We start from the raw sequence: 15,012 nt of genomic DNA, 5'->3' as shown, positions 1-15,012 counted from the left end.
CTGGTTTCCTAGACACTCTCCAAGCTCAGAAAATAGCGTTTCTCATACTCTACTGGCGACAGCTGCATAGCACTGCTGTGTCGACGCTTGGGGTTATAGAACATCTCGATGTAATCGAAAATATCACTTCGGGCTTCGTCACGCGTTGCGTAGATCTTTCGTCGGATTCGCTCCCGCTTCAAAAGCTGGAAAAAGCTCTCGGCTACGGCATTGTCGTGGCAGTTTCCCCTTCGGCTCATGCTACTGATCACATTGTTGGCTTTCAGGAAGCTTTGCCAATCTGAGCTACTGAACTGACTGCCTTGGTCTGAGTGAATCATCACTTGCTGCTGTGGCTTGCGTCGCCACACGGCCATCAGCATGGCGTCGATGGCTAGGTCGCTGCTCATCCTGGGCTTCATTGACCAACCAATGACTTGGCGAGAGAACAGATCCAGCACTACCGCCAGATACAGCCACCCTTCATAGGTGCGGATGTAGGTGATATCGGTCACCCAGACCTTATTCGGCTCACTGACCTTGAACTGCCTGGCCAGATGGTTGGGTGATGCCGCTGTTGGTTTTCCGCCATAAAACCCAGTACGACGGCGATAGCCCGTTTGCGAACGCAGCCCCTCTGCCTGCATCAAGCGACCGACTCGATTTCGCCTACAGATCTCTCCTAGCTCTCGCAGGTCATCGTGAATCTTGCGATAGCCATACACGCCGCCGCTTTCTAACCAGGCCTGCTTGATCAAGCCAAGCAGGCGCTGATCTTCTTTGGCTCGGGCAGATTGAGGCTCGGCCAGCCAAGCGTAGTAGCCGCTGGGATGCACCTTGAGGGTTTGGCAAAGGCGACGCACTGGGTAATCCGTCGAGTGCTTGTTGATGAAGGCGTACTTCAGCCGCACTCCTTGGCAAAGTACGCGGCGGCCTTCTTTAATATGTCTCGCTCTTCTGTCACCCGCTTGAGTTCAGCGCGCAGCTTGCGCAGTTCAGCCTGCTGATCATTGTCTTGCTGACGCTGCTCTTGGGGCTTGCTGTAGACCTTGATCCAGGCGTAAAGGCTGTGCACGGACATGCCCAGGCGCTGGGCGACCTCGGCGACAGGTTTGCCTTTTTCGGTCACTTGCTTGACCGCTTCGATCTTGAATTCTTCGGGGTAACGCTGACGACTCATGGCACCTCCTATCTGGGCCTCATTATGAGGCTTGGAGGTGTCTACGAAACCAGGGGCGATTCAGTGATAGCGTAAAGCCCCCCATCAAACGCTGCGAGAAAAAATGCCAAGGATCTTCAGGCCGGACGAGAACCCCTATAACGCTGCTGATAGCGTCCGACACCATGGATATGCGGCTGTCGAGGGCACCAAGTCATCCGCAACTCCATATTGTGAGCGAGTTATCGCGGTGCTTGGGGTATACGAGACAGTGAAACCTGTGATGTCTTATCTAAATATCCCGAAACATGGTTACCTTTACTTCGTATACGACGCTGCCAAGCTCAAGCATGAGCAAGCAGCAGGGCTGATCCAAGCCTACGGTCAATGAACAACATCTTATGGCTTTGGCAGGGAAGCTAGCGACAAGATCCGATGGAGGCCTCTAGTAGCTTTTCATAGCCAGCTCGCTGCCGACGTTCAGCCAGCAGCGCCCTCACCTTCACCTCCAGGCTCACCCTGGGTACGCTTCCATCAGGATTCACGATCTAAAGCACACTTTCGGTCGTCGCCTGAAAGCAGCTGGTGTAACCGAGGAAGACCGCAAGGCATTGCTCGGGCACAAGAACGGCAGCATCACCAGTCAATACTCGGGTGCCGAGCTGGGCCAGTTGATCGAGGCGGCAAACATGGTATCAGCCACTGATTCGCGCGGACCAGTGCTGACGATTCTGAAGAGGAGATCGGGATGAAGAAAAAGGCCAAATCACTCGAAAAGTCACTGAGGCCAGAAACAACAAAGCCACCCGAAGGTGGCTAAGTCGTTGAAATATATGGTCGGGACGGAGTGATTCGAACACTCGACCCCTTGCACCCCATGCAAGTGCGCTACCGGGCTGCGCTACGCCCCGACTGGGCTTGAAGCAGTTCCCCTAGTTGCTGAGAACGTTGAAGAATGTACCCTAACCTTTTGAATTATGGAAGCATTTTTTCCACAATCCTCGGTCCGATTCAGACTACTTCTTCAGCACCACCAAAACATCTTCCAGCTCGACAATCATCTGCCGAATCAGCTGCTTGTACTGGGTGGTGTCGTCCTTGGCTTCATCGCCAGAGAGGCGCAAGCGCGCCCCGCCGATGGTGAAGCCCTGGTCGTACAGCAGCGCGCGGATCTGGCGGATCATCAGCACATCCTGGCGCTGATAGTACCGTCGATTGCCGCGGCGCTTCACCGGGTTGAGTTGCGGGAACTCCTGCTCCCAGTAGCGGAGCACGTGCGGTTTAACCGCACAAAGCTCGCTTACTTCACCAATGGTGAAGTAGCGTTTGCCTGGAATCGGCGGAAGCTCGTCGTTATGACTTGGTTCCAGCATATGCCTCAACTCGGGCTTTCAACTTCTGCCCTGGACGAAAGGTGACGACTCGACGCGCCGTGATCGGGATCTCTTCCCCCGTCTTGGGGTTGCGGCCCGGCCGCTGGCGCTTGTCACGCAGGTCAAAATTGCCGAATCCGGACAATTTGACCTGCTCGTTGTCTTCTAGAGCGTGCCTGATTTCCTCAAAGAACAGCTCAACCAATTCCTTGGCTTCACGCTTGTTCAGGCCCAGCTCCTCGTACAGCCGTTCGGCCATCTCAGCTTTCGTCAGAGCACCCATACGCTATTTCCTTAACGTGGTGTTCAACCTTTGTTCGAGCGAGGTGAGGATGTTTTGTGTCGCGGTATTCACCTCTTCGTCATTAAGAGTGCGCGACGGATGCTGCCAGGTCAAGCCTACGGCAAGGCTTTTTCTATCAGGATCAATACCTTTACCCTGATAAACATCAAACAGCCTGAGGTCTGTAAGCCATTCACCTGCATTGTCACGAATTACTTCAAGCACCGAGCTCGAAGCAACATCATGTCCTGCAACCAAGGCCAGGTCACGCCGTACTTCCGGGAATTTCGACAGCTCGCTGAATTTAGGCAAACGGCCATCGACCACTTCACCCAGTACCAGCTCGAAGACGAATACCGGACGATCAAGACCCAGGGTCTTGGCAAGCTCTGGGTGGATAGCGCCCAAGTAACCTACTTCATGACCATCTCGTTCAATGCGAGCAGTTTGCCCTGGGTGCAACGCAGGGTGCTTGCCAGGAACGAAGCTGAATTCGGCAAGTGAGCCAGAGAAGCCCAGCACAGCTTCAACGTCGGCTTTCACATCGAAGAAGTCGATGGTGTCGCGACCGTTCGCCCAGCCTTCCGGAAGGCGGCTACCGCAAACCACACCCGCGAGCATAGGCTCCTGTTTGAGGTCACCCAACTGGCCAACGAAACGCAGGCCGCTCTCAAATAGACGCACACGATCCTGCTGACGATTGAGGTTGTGCTGCAGCGACTTGACCAGGCCAGGCCACAACGAAGCGCGCATAGCCGCCATATCGCTGGAGATTGGATTGGCCAACAGCAGTGGTTCCACACCTGGCGTGAACAGCTCGAACAGTTTCGGATCGATGAAGCTGTAGGTGATCGCCTCCTGATAGCCGCGTGCAACCAGCAAACGCCGCAAGGCTGGCAGTTCACCACGCGCTTCAGCCTTGGCTTGCGGGGCCAGGCGTGCTTGCGGATAACGAACCGGTAGACGGTTGTAGCCGTACAAACGGGCCAGCTCTTCGATCAGGTCGACTTCCAGGCTGATGTCGAAGCGGTGGCTTGGTACTTCTACCTGCCACTGCCCTTCTCCAGCGGTGGTTTCAAGGCCCAGACCGTTGAGCAGCTGCTCGACCTCAGTACTTGCCATTTCCATGCCCAGCATTTGGCTCAGGCGTTCGGCGCGCAGGATGATCGGCGCAACCTTCGGCAAGTGTTCTTCGCTGGTGACATCGACCACAGGGCCGGCTTCGCCGCCGACAATCTCCAGCAGCAGCGCAGTCGCGCGCTCGATGGCTTCGCGAGCCAGCTGCGAGTCAACGCCACGCTCGTAGCGGTGCGATGCATCGGTGTGCAGGCCATATGAACGCGCTTTACCAGCCACGGAGATCGGCTCGAAGAAAGCGCTTTCAAGGAAGATGTCACGGGTGGTGTCGGATACACCACTGTGCTCGCCACCCATGACGCCGGCAATGGCCAGGGCGCGAGAATGATCGGCAATAACCAGGGTATCGCTACGCAGCGCCACTTCCTGACCATCGAGCAGAACGAGCTTCTCGCCCTCCTCGGCCATGCGCACACGGATGCCGCCGTTGATTTCGGCGAGATCGAAGGCGTGCATCGGCTGGCCCAATTCGAGCATCACATAGTTGGTGATGTCCACAGCAGCGTCGATGCTGCGTACGTCGGAGCGACGCAGACGCTCAACCATCCACAACGGGGTTGGGCGCGACAGGTCGACGTTGCGGATAACACGGCCCAGGTAACGTGGGCAGGCAGCGGGCGCCAGAACTTCAACTGGACGCACTTCATCATGGACAGCGGCAACGGCCGGCACGGCCAGGCGAGTGACCGGCACGTCGTACAAGGCACCTACGTCACGCGCCAGCCCCGCCACCGACAGGCAGTCGCCCCGGTTAGGGGTCAAGCCGATCTCGATACTGGCGTCGTCCAAGTCCAGGTACACGCGAATGTCTTCGCCCACCGGTGCATCAGCTGCCAGTTCCAACAGGCCGTCATTCTCTTCGCTGATCTGCAGTTCTGCAGCCGAGCACAGCATGCCGTTGGACTCAACGCCACGCAACTTGGCCTTCTTGATTTTGAAGTCACCTGGCAGTTCGGCACCGATCATGGCAAATGGGACTTTCAAGCCAGGGCGCACGTTAGGCGCGCCACACACTACCTGGAAGGTCTCGCTGCCGCTGCTGACCTGGCAAACACGCAACTTGTCAGCGTCGGGATGTTGTTCGGTACTCAGCACCTCACCGACGATGATGCCGCTGAACTGACCGGCAGCCGGCGTTACGCTGTCGACTTCAAGGCCGGCCATCGAAAGACGAGCAACCAGCTCGTCGCGGGATACTTGCGGGTTTACCCAACCGCGCAGCCATTTTTCACTGAATTTCATCCTGCTCTCCTGAAAGATTCGTTACGGGTGCGCGACCTAGCGAAATTGCGCAAGGAACCGCAAGTCGTTGTCGAAGAACAGGCGCAAATCGTTGACGCCGTAACGCAGCATAGCCAGACGCTCGGCACCCATGCCGAAGGCGAAGCCCTGGAACTCTTCCGGATCAATGCCGGACATGCGCAGCACGTTCGGGTGAACCATGCCGCAACCCATGACTTCCAGCCAACCGGTCTGCTTGCACACGCGGCAACCTTTACCGCTGCACATTACGCACTGGATGTCGACTTCAGCCGAAGGCTCGGTGAAGGGGAAGAAGGACGGACGGAAGCGTACCGCCAGTTCCTTTTCGAAGAACACCCGCAGGAACTCTTCGATGGTGCCTTTGAGATCGGCGAAATTGATGTCGCGATCGATCAGCAGGCCTTCGACCTGGTGAAACATCGGCGAGTGGGTCAGGTCCGAGTCGCAGCGATAAACGCGACCTGGGCAAACAATGCGGATTGGCGGCTGGCTGGACTCCATGGTCCGCACCTGCACCGGCGAGGTGTGGGTACGCAGCAGCATGTTGGCATTGAAGTAGAAGGTGTCATGCATTGCCCGAGCCGGGTGGTGGCCGGGAATATTGAGCGCTTCGAAGTTGTGGTAGTCGTCTTCGACCTCAGGGCCTTCGGCAATGCCGTAGCCGATGTGGGTGAAGAACTGCTCGATGCGCTCCAGCGTGCGGGTGATTGGATGCAGACCGCCTGAGGTCTGGCCACGGCCCGGCAGGGTCACATCAATGCATTCGGCAGCCAGACGAGCGCTGAGTTCGGCCTCTTCGAAAGCAGCCTTGCGCGCGTTGAGCACCTCGGTGACGCGTTCCTTGGCGTCGTTGATCAGCGCGCCAACTTTCGGCCGCTCTTCGGCAGGCATGTTGCCCAGGGTCTTCATCACCTGAGTCAGTTCGCCTTTCTTGCCAAGGAATTGAACCCGGATCTGTTCCAGGGCATTGATGTCTTCAGCGCGTTCCACGGCCTCCAGGGCTTGGGAGACCAGCGCGTCCAGGTTTTCCATGTACAGACTCCAGATACAAAATAGGGGAAGAGCGCAGGCTCTTCCCCTATTAAGACGTTAACACCTGGCGCCGGAAATGACGCCGGGTGATTGTCGGGGTACTTAAGCCAGCGAGGCTTTAGCTTTCTCGACAATCGCAGCAAACGCCGCTTTTTCGTTCACTGCCAGATCAGCCAGAACCTTACGGTCGATTTCGATCGACGCTTTTTTCAGGCCAGCGATCAGGCGGCTGTAGGACAGACCGTTGATACGCGCACCAGCGTTGATACGAGCGATCCACAGAGCGCGGAACTGACGTTTTTTCTGACGACGGTCGCGGTAGGCGTATTGGCCTGCCTTGATGACCGCTTGCTTGGCAACACGGAATACGCGCGAGCGTGCGCCGTAGTAGCCTTTAGCCAGTTTCAGAATTTTCTTGTGACGCTTACGAGCGATGACGCCACGCTTTACACGAGCCATGAGTAACTTCCTCTATCTAGAACCAAAAATTAACGAAGGCGCAGCATGCGCTCGACTTTTGCCACGTCCGACGGGTGCAGCAAGCTGCTACCACGAAGTTGACGCTTACGCTTGGTCGACATTTTGGTCAGGATGTGGCTCTTGAAAGCGTGTTTGTGCTTGATGCCGTTAGCCGTTTTCAAGAAACGCTTGGCTGCACCGCTTTTGGTTTTCATTTTTGGCATGTTCGGATACTCCGCATTCAGTTGATAAACATAACCGCAAGGCCTGCCGTGCCCTGGTGGTTATTTCTTTTTCTTGGGGGCGATGACCATCAAAAGCTGGCGTCCTTCCATCTTCGGATGCTGTTCGACGGTTCCGTATTCGGCCAGATCAGCTTCGATCCGCTTCAACAGTTCCATACCCAGCTCCTGGTGGGCCATCTCACGACCACGGAATCTCAGAGAGATTTTGGTCTTGTCCCCATCACTAAGGAAACGTACCAGGTTGCGTAGTTTTACCTGGTAATCCCCTTCCTCCGTCCCTGGACGAAACTTGATTTCTTTGATCTGGATGACTTTCTGGTTCTTCTTCGCCGCGGCCTGTTGCTTCTTCTTTTCGAACAGGCTCTTGCCGTAATCCATGACTTTGCAGACAGGAGGTACGGCATCAGCAGAAATTTCTACCAGATCCAGCTTCGCTTCTTCAGCGATACGAAGCGCTTCACCAATCGAGACGATGCCCAACTGCTCGCCGTCAACGCCAATTAACCGAACCTCGAGTGCCGAGATATTCTCGTTGATCGGGGCCTTCGGTACAGCTCGTTTGTCTTGTCTCATATCACGCTTAATAATAATTACTCCGAATCTTGGCGACCACGCCGGGAAACCGCTTGCGCGAGCAAGTCCGCGAACTCGGCGACGGGCATTGAGCCCAGGTCAGCACCTTCACGGGTACGCACAGCGACAGTTTGCGTTTCGACTTCCCGATCCCCGATAACTAGGAGATAAGGAACCTTGAGCAAGGTATGCTCGCGGATCTTAAAGCCAATTTTCTCATTTCTCAAGTCGGACTTGGCACGGAAACCGCTTTCGGCCAGAGTTTTTTCCACTTGTTGAGCAAATTCGGCTTGTTTGTCGGTGATATTCATCACCACCGCCTGAGTTGGCGCCAGCCAGGCCGGGAACGCACCTTCGTAGTGCTCGATCAGAATTCCGACGAAGCGCTCGAACGAACCGAGGATGGCACGGTGCAACATGACGGGATGCTTGCGGCCGTTATCTTCGGATACGAACTCTGCGCCCAGGCGAATCGGCAGGTTGAAGTCGAGCTGCAGGGTACCACACTGCCAGACACGACCGAGGCAATCCTTGAGCGAGAATTCAATTTTCGGGCCGTAGAACGCGCCTTCGCCCGGCTGCAGGTCATATGGCAGACCAGCGCTGTCAAGCGCGGACGCCAACGCCGCTTCGGCGCGATCCCAGAGTTCATCAGAGCCGACACGCTTTTCAGGGCGAGTGGAAAGCTTCATCACCACGTCGGTAAAGCCGAAGTCGGCGTAGACATCCATGGTCAGCTTGATGAACGCCGCAGATTCAGACTGCATCTGTTCTTCAGTGCAGAAGATGTGCGCATCGTCCTGGGTAAAGCCACGCACGCGCATGATGCCATGCAGGGCACCCGACGGCTCGTTGCGGTGGCAAGCACCGAATTCGGCCAGACGCAGGGGCAACTCGCGGTAGCTCTTCAGGCCCTGATTGAACACCTGCACGTGGCAAGGGCAGTTCATCGGCTTGATGGCGTAGTCGCGGTTTTCCGACTGAGTGGTGAACATATTGTCGGCGTAGTTGGCCCAGTGACCAGACTTCTCCCACAACGAACGGTCGACAACCTGCGGGGTCTTGATCTCGAGGTAGCCGTTGTCGCGTTGCACCTTGCGCATGTACTGCTCGAGCACCTGGTACAGCGTCCAACCGTTAGGGTGCCAGAACACCATGCCCGGCGCTTCTTCCTGAAGGTGGAACAGCCCCAGGCGCTTGCCGATTTTACGGTGATCGCGTTTTTCCGCTTCTTCGATGCGCTGAATGTAGGCAGCCAGCTGCTTTTTGTCGGCCCAGGCAGTGCCATAGACGCGCTGCAACTGCTCGTTCTTGGCATCGCCGCGCCAGTAGGCACCGGACAGCTTGGTCAGCTTGAACGACTTGAGGAAGCGGGTGTTCGGCACGTGCGGACCGCGGCACATGTCGACATATTCTTCGTGGTAGTACAGGCCCATGGCCTGTTCATCCGGCATGTCTTCGACCAGGCGCAGTTTGTAGTCCTCACCGCGAGCCTTGAAGACCTCGATTACCTCGGCGCGCGGGGTAACTTTTTTGATGACATCGTAGTCGGTGTCGATCAGCTGCTGCATACGCTGCTCGATGGCAGCCATGTCTTCAGGCGTGAAAGGACGTTCGTAGGCGATGTCGTAGTAGAAGCCTTCGTCGATGACCGGACCGATAACCATTTTGGCGGTCGGGTACAACTGCTTGACTGCGTGGCCAACCAGGTGGGCGCACGAGTGACGGATAATCTCCAGCCCCTCTTCGTCCTTGGGTGTAATGATTTGCAGCTTGGCGTCGTGTTCGATCAGATCACTGGCATCTACCAGCTTGCCGTCGACCTTGCCGGCTACGGTGGCCTTGGCCAAGCCTGCACCAATGGATGCGGCGACTTCGGCTACGGACACGGCCTTGTCGAACGAACGTTGACTGCCATCGGGAAGAGTAATGATGGGCATGGCGCCTCCTCTCCTAGTGGTGACCCCTACCAAAGGTCACGTGGGTTGGGATGAGCCAGTACAAGATCCGCCCCTGTCTTTGCACAAGCAAAGCCTGCCTCACAGTGGCAGAAGCCCGAAAGCCTGTCAGGGAACGAACCAGAGTGACTGGAATAAAAAGAGAATTGCAAGCCACAAGCCGTAGGTAAAAGCTGGCGGCAATTTCAAGCTAGGCATGCTAGCACAAAGCTTAGCGGCGACTGAGGGGAACTTGAGGGGAAATTTTCCGCTCAGAGTTTCTGAAGCGACCTACTCTTGTGAAACTAGACCCCAAGGAGTGTTTGGCTATGCGACTTCCGTCTTTTCTGGCCCTGGCGGCTGCTTCTGCCCTGTTACTGCCGATGGGCGCCAATGCCGGCCAGCTACCTGCCGATTACCAGGCATCCTGTGTGGCTCAGGCACAGAAGCAAGGCCTGACCCAGGACAAAGCCCAAATGCACTGCAAATGCGCCGGAGACGTGCTCGAAAAAAACCTTAGCGATGAAGAGATCAAGGACCTCGACACCCTGCAGGATGGCGTAGATGCAAGCGTAATGAAGCGCGCGCAAGAAAAAGTCGCAGCGGTCTGCGGCCCGAAAAAATAGGCCTTTGGCCGGATAATCCATCGCTAAATTGCTCCAGATCAGCAATCTGCGAAGGTAAAAGGGGCTACAAGCCCATATTTATACTATGATGGTCGCGTGCACCCTGTTGGCCTCGGCAACACCGCACTACCGAAAATCATGTTTCCTGGAGATACACCCATGTCTAATCGCCAAACCGGCACCGTAAAATGGTTCAACGATGAGAAAGGCTTCGGCTTCATCACTCCACAAGGTGGCGGCGACGACCTGTTCGTTCACTTCAAGGCTATCGAATCTGACGGTTTCAAAAGCCTGAAAGAAGGCCAGACCGTTTCCTTCGTTGCCGAAAAAGGCCAGAAGGGCATGCAGGCTGCACAAGTTCGTCCAGAGTAAGCTCTGACCGAATAAAAAAACCCGTCCACGTGACGGGTTTTTTTGTGCCTGCGGGAAACCGAAATCAGCCGCAGTTAACGCTGATAACCACACCCTGGGCATTGGTGTGCAAATTCAGGCGCTCGGAGCGGTAGTCCATGGTCATGACATCATTCGGGCCAAGCGCATGTGCCATTTGCGATCCGCTGGCCTTGCGCGCTTGCTCGACCAAAGCTGGCGTTGCTTGCTTGCCGACGGCGAATTCGGCGCCGCTTGCCTGACAGCGGCCGTCGTTGTTCGCCACCGCAGCCTCCGGGGTCTTGGACGACGAACCGCCAGTACTGCAACCGGCCAATACGGCAACTGCTACCAGGCTCATCAGTGATGCACGGAACATGAATCCTCCTTAAAAAACGGAATGCTGCTGCCTCTGTGACAGCCTCGCTGATTTTTCGTTGCAAAACCCGTCAAGTCTGCCTGAGCCAGCGCGCTCAGGTAAAAACCTAATCGTCACGGAATTTTGCACAAAGTGCCTTGGCACTCAGTACAGGTCAATGTAATCACTCGCCGGTTTTGGCCAGTTGCTGCTCAAAACGTTGAACACCTGCAACACCCAGCGCTCATCTGCTGCCGCCTGCTCCCCCACGCAGCCTGAACCGGCCGCCCAGGTTTCCAGACGAAAGGCCAGGCCATCCAGATCACGTCCACCTACAACCTGTGACAGCCAGGCAATGCCATCGCGGCTGACCCGCAACTGGTTGTGTACCGCATTGCTACCGGCAGCAAGCATGTAGCGTACCGTCTCGATGGTGAACTGTTCGGGGTTGCTCAAATCGATCTGCACAGCACTGTTCCGCCAAGCTGAAAACCGTTAGTTTGCCACGCCCCCGCGCTTATGCCTAAGTCGCAGTGCCTTGAGCACGCTGGACATGCTCTACTGCAACCTTGGGCGGAGAGCAGTCACGCCTCCCTCTTCAAACGCCAGGGCCCGGCATTTGAACCCACAGCGCGCAGTTATTTTTTGGAAATGCTCATGACAAGCCACATCATCGATGCCGACATCAAGGTCAAGTGGGCCGAAGGCCAAAGCGCCTATAGCCCCGCCAGCGCTGAGGAACTGATGCTGATTGCCATTGACCTATTGGTCAAAGACCTGGGCAATGAGGCCGCGCGCAGTTTCGTCGACCAGGTGTTCGAACGCTACTCGCACACTACTCCAGACGTGCAAGCCGTGTACTGAGCAGATCAAAAAAGCCCTGAGCATCTGCACTGTCGATCCACATGACATTGGCCGGCTGCGCAAGGACGCCGTGCCAGTCTGCAATTGTCTGGCCATAGGTCATGCCTTCGCGGCTGTCCACCTGCATGTAAATCCGTCGCCCGCTGAACAACGCCGGTTTGATCAGGTAGGCGATCACGCTGGCGTCGTGCACGGGGCCACCCTCAACGCCGTAGCGCTGCATATCGGCCCTGACGTAGGCATCAAGAATGCCCACTACCCGCTTGCCGGCCTGATTGTCGACCGCCGCCAACTGTTTGAGCCGTGCATCACTGGTCAGCACCCTATGGGTCACATCCAGTGGCAGATAGGTCAACTTGACCCCGCTGCTCAGCACCACTTCAGCGGCCTCCGGATCGGCAAACAGATTGAATTCAGCCACAGGCGTGATGTTGCCACCATTGAAATGGGCCCCTCCCATTACAATCACTTCCTTGATGCCTTGGACTATCTCCGGGGCCTGGATCAGGGCCAGCGCCAGATTGGTTTGCGGGCCGAGCATAGCCACGGTCATGCTGTGGGGTTCGGCGTTACTCAACGTCTGGACCAAGTATTCAATTGCACTGCCTGTGGCCAAGCCTTGAGTGGGCTCATGCACGGCAACACCCGGCAAACCCTCCTCGCCATGGATATCAGCGGCGTAGATCGGCGTGCGAAGCAATGGCCTGGTCGCACCTGCGTAAATGGCAATGTCCTCTCGCCCTCCCCACTCCCTGGCCAACCTTGCATTGCGCGAGGTCTTTTCCAGGCGCACGTTGCCAGCAACCGTCGTTATAGCGTGAATGTTCAGTTCTTCAGGTGAAGCCATGGCCAACAGCAAGGCCACCACATCGTCAGCACCCGGGTCGGTATCGATGATCAAATCGATGGGCGCAGTGTGCCCTGCACCTTCCGACAAAATGGACATCAATAGAACTCCTTGTGGTTAACGTCTAGCGGCGTGAAGCAAGTCAACGAATTCATTAAGCGTTAAAATGTGACGCCGGCAATCAAAGCGATATTGCTATAGGGCTGGCACTCCCCGCTACGCACCATTGCGCGAGCGCCGCAGCAAAGCTGCTTGAACTCGGCATGACTGAGTCGAGTTCTCGCACCGAGCTGAGCACGGGCATGACATTGCTCAACGGTGATCAAGGCAGGTGGATTGGCTGCGAACATTTCATCGGCGAGCACATGGCTCTCCACCTGCATCTCGCACAATACCGCACGCAGGACACTGGCAAAATCTGGAGTGCCTGGGGTCAACGCAAGATCGATCAGCTCGACACCGGGTGGCACTGGCAAACCGGCATCACCAATGACCAGAATATCGCCGTGCCCCAGCGAGGCGATGAGCCGCGACAAAGCAATGTTGAGCAGCGGCGTCTTTTTCATGGCTGCACCTCGCCCAGATAAGGAATTGAAGGCTGGGCGCCGGCACGGGTTACCGACAGGGCTGCGGCACGCTGACCAAACGCAATCGCCTCATCCTCCTCCACTCCACGCGCTAGTGCAGCGGCGAAACCACCCACAAAAGTGTCACCAGCCGCCGTGGTATCCACTGGTTGCACTGTCGGCGCTGCAAAGTGCTGCACCCCTTGGGCACTGGCGAACAACGCCCCTTGGGCACCCAGCGTGATGATCACGTTTTTTACCCCACGTTTGCGCAGGTGACTGGCCGCAAATTCCGCGCTGGCCAGATCGGTTACCGGCAGGCCGGTCAGCGCCTGCGCTTCGCTTTCATTGGGAATCAGGTAATCGATTGAAGCGTACCAACTCGGCGGTAAGGGACCAGTGCACGGCGCGGGGTTGAGAATCACTGTTTTACCCAGTTCACGGCCACGCTCAAGGGTGTAGGCCACTGTTTGCGAGGGCACTTCCAGTTGGCAGATGATGACTTCGGCATCCAGCAGCAAGTCATCGAAAGCCTGCACCGATTGTGGCTGCAACTTACCATTGCCCCCCGGGATGATAACGATGGCGTTCTGGCTACTGGCATCCACCACAATCAATGCCAGCCCGCTGGAAACACCGGAGCACACCGCCACTGCGCGACAATCGACCTGCTCATCGAGCAGGGCCTGGCGCAGTTGCTGGCCATAGGCGTCGTCACCAACATTGCCGATCATCGCAACCGAAGCACCCAGTCGAGCGGCCGCCACCGCCTGATTGGCGCCCTTGCCACCCGGCACGGTAGCAAAGGATTCACCCGCCAGAGTTTCGCCAGCGCGTGGCAACCGCTCGGCGCGGGCCACCAGGTCCATATTGAGACTTCCAACCACCACCACATTGGCGTGCATAGGCGCTCCGATCTCAGCGGTAATCATTGAAGAGGTCTGGGCGGGGTGCCGTGGACTCACGCAACACGATCTTGGGCTCAACGATGCGTTGCTCCGGCTCGCCCCGCAAAGGCTGGGCAATGCGCGACAACAACAGTGAAGCCGCGCTCTCGCCCAGTTCACGAATGGATTGCCCCACCGTGGTGAGGGCTGGGAAGACATAGCGACTCAACTGGATGTCATCGAAGCCAATGACCGAGAGCTCACCGGGCACGCAAATATTGCGTTCTGCTGCAGCACGCAGCACACCGATGCCGATCATGTCGTTGCCAGCAAAAATCGCCGTAGGCCGACGCCCATCGAGCAGTTGCGCAGCCGCCGCGTAGCCCCCCAGGCTAGTGAAATCACTGCTGACGACATGCTCGTCATTCACCTTAACTTCAGCCTCGGCCAACGCGCGCTGAAACCCGGCCAGACGCAACTGCGCCGTACTGGTGCTAGCCGGGCCGCCGATACAGGCAATGTCGCGATGCCCCAGCTCCAGCAAATGGCGAGTAGCCAGATAAGCACCCAACTCGTGGTCGATACGCACCAGATCTGCTTCGACCCCCTCCAGCTCGCGGTCGACGATAACCATCGGGGTGCGCACGTTGGCCAGGCTACCTTGCAAGTCGCTGTCTTCGCCCACGGACGCCACAATCAGGCCATCGATGCGCTTCTCCAGCAACACGCGCAGGTAGCTGCGTTGTTTTTGCGGGTTGTCGTCAGAGTTGCACAGAATCACGCAATAGCCGTTTCGCTCGCAGGCATCCTCGATACCGCGTGCAAGCTCGGCAAAATACGGGTTGACGCTATTGGGCACCAACAAGCCAATCGTCGCCGTGCTGCGCGCCTTCAGCGAACGAGCCACCGCACTGGGCACGTAGTCGAGCTCAGCGATGGCCGCCTCGACTTTGAGGCGTACAGGCTCGCTGACCGGTCGGGTTTTATTCAGTACATGGGACACTGTGGTGTAGGAAATACCCGCCAGCGCCGCGACATCTTTGATAGTTGCCATG

18 protein-coding genes, 1 tRNA gene and 2 pseudogenes are annotated in these 15,012 nt (G+C 56.9%); 4 read left to right on the top strand and 17 right to left on the bottom strand.

What is annotated here, in order from left to right; genetic code table 11:
- Positions 1-8: 8 nt before the first annotated feature.
- Positions 9-1,159, bottom strand: a protein-coding gene (locus D3Z90_RS09705) for an IS3 family transposase (RefSeq protein WP_136475530.1) whose coding sequence is annotated in 2 segments (ribosomal slippage) — positions 9-922 and positions 922-1,159 — 1,152 coding nt in all. Because the reading frame shifts where the segments join, the coding sequence is not laid out codon by codon here.
- 398 nt (positions 1,160-1,557) lie between these two features.
- Positions 1,558-1,653: pseudogene (locus D3Z90_RS27335) on the bottom strand (hypothetical protein); the annotation flags it as partial.
- Here D3Z90_RS27335 and D3Z90_RS09700 point away from each other — a divergent pair.
- Positions 1,651-1,890 (top strand): annotated as a pseudogene (locus tag D3Z90_RS09700) (site-specific integrase); the annotation flags it as partial. The pseudogenes D3Z90_RS27335 and D3Z90_RS09700 sit on opposite strands and share 3 nt — an antisense overlap.
- An 82-nt stretch (positions 1,891-1,972) precedes the next feature.
- Here the strand turns inward: D3Z90_RS09700 and D3Z90_RS09695 are convergent.
- From D3Z90_RS09695 to thrS, 9 genes are all read right to left on the bottom strand, one after another.
- Positions 1,973-2,049: transfer RNA gene (locus tag D3Z90_RS09695), tRNA-Pro, on the bottom strand.
- A 105-nt stretch (positions 2,050-2,154) separates the two neighbouring features.
- On the bottom strand, positions 2,155-2,511 hold the full coding sequence (locus D3Z90_RS09690; protein ID WP_010222411.1) for a MerR family transcriptional regulator: 357 nt from the start codon (positions 2,509-2,511) through the stop codon (positions 2,155-2,157).
- Complete coding sequence (ihfA, locus tag D3Z90_RS09685; protein WP_002553164.1) at positions 2,492-2,794, bottom strand: integration host factor subunit alpha; 303 nt, start codon at positions 2,792-2,794, stop codon at positions 2,492-2,494. The genes D3Z90_RS09690 and ihfA overlap by 20 nt, the downstream gene beginning before the upstream one ends.
- Before the next feature lie 3 nt (positions 2,795-2,797).
- Positions 2,798-5,173, bottom strand: a complete 2,376-nt coding sequence (gene pheT, locus D3Z90_RS09680; RefSeq protein WP_136475529.1) for a phenylalanine--tRNA ligase subunit beta — start codon at positions 5,171-5,173, stop codon at positions 2,798-2,800.
- Positions 5,174-5,209: 36 nt separating this feature from the next.
- Complete coding sequence (gene pheS / locus D3Z90_RS09675; protein WP_028941672.1) at positions 5,210-6,226, bottom strand: phenylalanine--tRNA ligase subunit alpha; 1,017 nt, start codon at positions 6,224-6,226, stop codon at positions 5,210-5,212.
- Positions 6,227-6,328: 102 nt separating this feature from the next.
- A complete protein-coding gene (gene rplT / locus D3Z90_RS09670; RefSeq protein WP_010222414.1) occupies positions 6,329-6,685 on the bottom strand; it encodes a 50S ribosomal protein L20 in 357 nt (118 codons plus the stop codon).
- A gap of 29 nt (positions 6,686-6,714) precedes the next feature.
- The gene (gene rpmI, locus D3Z90_RS09665; RefSeq protein WP_002553160.1) at positions 6,715-6,909 is read right to left on the bottom strand and encodes a 50S ribosomal protein L35; all 195 of its coding nucleotides are present in this window, start codon (positions 6,907-6,909) and stop codon (positions 6,715-6,717) included.
- Positions 6,910-6,969: 60 nt separating this feature from the next.
- Complete coding sequence (gene infC, locus D3Z90_RS09660; RefSeq protein ID WP_178084210.1) at positions 6,970-7,521, bottom strand: translation initiation factor IF-3; 552 nt, start codon at positions 7,519-7,521, stop codon at positions 6,970-6,972.
- Positions 7,521-9,443 (bottom strand): threonine--tRNA ligase, encoded by a 1,923-nt coding sequence (gene thrS / locus D3Z90_RS09655; RefSeq protein ID WP_136475527.1) that lies wholly within the window; start codon positions 9,441-9,443, stop codon positions 7,521-7,523. The genes infC and thrS overlap by 1 nt, the downstream gene beginning before the upstream one ends.
- A 326-nt stretch (positions 9,444-9,769) precedes the next feature.
- Here thrS and D3Z90_RS09650 point away from each other — a divergent pair, with 326 nt between their 5' ends.
- Positions 9,770-10,066, top strand: a complete 297-nt coding sequence (locus tag D3Z90_RS09650) for a hypothetical protein (RefSeq protein WP_136475526.1) — start codon at positions 9,770-9,772, stop codon at positions 10,064-10,066.
- 159 nt (positions 10,067-10,225) lie between these two features.
- A complete protein-coding gene (locus tag D3Z90_RS09645; protein ID WP_003179963.1) occupies positions 10,226-10,438 on the top strand; it encodes a cold-shock protein in 213 nt (70 codons plus the stop codon).
- Between the two features lie 64 nt (positions 10,439-10,502).
- Here the strand turns inward: D3Z90_RS09645 and D3Z90_RS09640 are convergent, their stop codons facing one another.
- Complete coding sequence (locus D3Z90_RS09640; RefSeq protein ID WP_136475525.1) at positions 10,503-10,814, bottom strand: I78 family peptidase inhibitor; 312 nt, start codon at positions 10,812-10,814, stop codon at positions 10,503-10,505.
- Between the two features lie 144 nt (positions 10,815-10,958).
- Positions 10,959-11,261: a hypothetical protein gene (locus tag D3Z90_RS09635; protein WP_136475524.1), complete on the bottom strand. Its 303-nt coding sequence runs from the start codon at positions 11,259-11,261 to the stop codon at positions 10,959-10,961.
- A gap of 189 nt (positions 11,262-11,450) precedes the next feature.
- Here D3Z90_RS09635 and D3Z90_RS09630 point away from each other — a divergent pair, with 189 nt between their 5' ends.
- Positions 11,451-11,657: a hypothetical protein gene (locus D3Z90_RS09630; protein ID WP_136475523.1), complete on the top strand. Its 207-nt coding sequence runs from the start codon at positions 11,451-11,453 to the stop codon at positions 11,655-11,657.
- Here the strand turns inward: D3Z90_RS09630 and D3Z90_RS09625 are convergent.
- The 4 genes from D3Z90_RS09625 to D3Z90_RS09610 all read right to left on the bottom strand — a co-directional run bounded on the left by D3Z90_RS09625 (position 11,629) and on the right by D3Z90_RS09610 (position 15,011).
- A complete protein-coding gene (locus tag D3Z90_RS09625; protein WP_136475522.1) occupies positions 11,629-12,603 on the bottom strand; it encodes a nucleoside hydrolase in 975 nt (324 codons plus the stop codon). The two genes, D3Z90_RS09630 and D3Z90_RS09625, sit on opposite strands and share 29 nt — an antisense overlap.
- A gap of 62 nt (positions 12,604-12,665) precedes the next feature.
- Positions 12,666-13,070: a D-ribose pyranase gene (rbsD, locus tag D3Z90_RS09620; RefSeq protein WP_136475521.1), complete on the bottom strand. Its 405-nt coding sequence runs from the start codon at positions 13,068-13,070 to the stop codon at positions 12,666-12,668.
- The gene (rbsK, locus tag D3Z90_RS09615) at positions 13,067-13,975 is read right to left on the bottom strand and encodes a ribokinase (protein WP_136475520.1); all 909 of its coding nucleotides are present in this window, start codon (positions 13,973-13,975) and stop codon (positions 13,067-13,069) included. Before rbsK ends, rbsD begins: the two co-directional genes overlap by 4 nt.
- 13 nt (positions 13,976-13,988) lie before the next feature.
- On the bottom strand, positions 13,989-15,011 hold the full coding sequence (locus D3Z90_RS09610; RefSeq protein WP_136475519.1) for a LacI family DNA-binding transcriptional regulator: 1,023 nt from the start codon (positions 15,009-15,011) through the stop codon (positions 13,989-13,991).
- Position 15,012: the final 1 nt, after the last annotated feature.

The organism is Pseudomonas sp. DG56-2 (genome assembly GCF_004803755.1).
Lineage (GTDB): Bacteria > Pseudomonadota > Gammaproteobacteria > Pseudomonadales > Pseudomonadaceae > Aquipseudomonas > Aquipseudomonas auratipiscis.
This window is presented reverse-complemented; position numbering and strand designations above follow the sequence as displayed.